General features: G+C 66.1%; 1 protein-coding gene and 1 pseudogene. One reads left to right on the top strand and one right to left on the bottom strand.

What is annotated here, in order from left to right:
* Nucleotides 1–833: pseudogene (thrS, locus tag Y704_RS25190) on the bottom strand (threonine--tRNA ligase); the annotation flags it as partial.
* 243 nt (nt 834–1076) lie between these two features.
* On the opposite strand from thrS, the gene Y704_RS0108715 reads away from it, so the two are divergent.
* The coding region (locus Y704_RS0108715) for a PadR family transcriptional regulator (protein WP_026549842.1) at nt 1077–1403 on the top strand (327 nt) is incomplete at its 3' end.

The raw sequence follows: 1403 nt of genomic DNA, 5'->3' as shown, positions 1-1403 counted from the left end.
GAGCCGAGTTCGTCGGGGAACGAGAACAGGTCCAGCTCGGAGCCGAGCCGGCGGTGATCACGCCGCTCCGCCTCGGCAAGGCGCTCCTGGTACGCCTTGAGTGCATCCTTGGTGGGCCACGCCGTGCCGTAGATACGCTGCAGCTGCTTGTTCTTCTCGCTTCCGCGCCAGTACGCTGCGGCCGAGCGAGTCAGGGAGTAGGCATTCGAGATCAGCTTCGTGTTGGGCAGGTGCGGTCCGCGGCAGAGATCCTGCCAGACTACGTCGCCCGTCTTGCGGTCGACGTTGTCGTAGATCGTCAGTTCGCCCGCGCCCACCTCGACGGAAGCGCCGTCGTCGTCGCCGGCCGCGCCCTTCAACCCGATGAGCTCGAGCTTGTACGGCTCGTTCGCCATCGCGGCGCGGGCCTCATCCTCCGAAGCTACCCGGCGGACGAACAGCTGGTTCGCGTTGACGATCTTCAGCATCATCTTCTCAAGCTGCTTCAGCTCGTCGGGCGTGAAGGGTTCCTCGACGTCGAAGTCGAAGTAGAAGCCGTCGGTGATGTAGGGACCGATCCCCAGTTGGGCGTTCGGCCGCAGCTGCTGGACGGCCTGTGCCATCACATGGGCGGCGGAATGGCGCAGCACCTCGAGTCCGGCCGGTGAGTCGATGGGAACGGCTTCGATGCGGGCGCCGTCGGGCAGTTCACGCGCGAGGTCCCACAGTTCCCCGTCGACGCGGGCCACGACGACGTCGCGGCGTTCCCGGAAGAGCTCCGCTCCGGTCACTCCCGGAGCCGCCTGATGCTCTTCGCCATCGACGAGGAGGGTAATAGGCGAGGGCGCTGACACGATGGTCTCCTTGGGGATCCTGAAACTGCTGCGGCGTATCGGAACCACGGGTTGCGGCTCTGGCCATGCCCTCCAATGTCCTGGCGGCCGGCTCCTGATGATCGTATCGGTTGGCCAGTAGGCCCACCAACCGACCACGGCCTGCGGATGCTCCAGTGCACCGCGGGGAAGCCCGGCACGACCCCTTGCATACCTAGAGCTCCTATGGTTCCATACCTTACAGTTCTAGGTATAGGAGGCGCAGTGCGCATCGACAAAGACCTGGTCGCCGCCTCGGCCACCCCGCTCGTGCTGGGGATCCTGTCGGACGGCGATCTCTACGGGTACGCGATCCTCAAGCGTGTGGGCGAGCTGTCGGGTGGAGGCATGCAGTGGACCGACGGGATGCTCTACCCGCTGCTGCACCGACTCGAGCGGCTCGGCTACGTCTCGTCGTCGTGGGGTGTTTCGGAGGCCGGGCGCCGGCGCAAGCACTACGCGATCACGCCAGTGGGCCGAGATGCCCTCGCTGACCGGCAGGAGCAGTGGATCGTCGTCGCCGACGCGCTGCGGCAGGTGTGGCAGACCGCT

Source organism: Arthrobacter sp. Br18, assembly GCF_000520555.1.
GTDB lineage: Bacteria > Actinomycetota > Actinomycetes > Actinomycetales > Micrococcaceae > Arthrobacter_D.
Note: the sequence above shows the minus strand (reverse complement) of the source record. Positions and strands in the feature narration are given on the sequence as shown.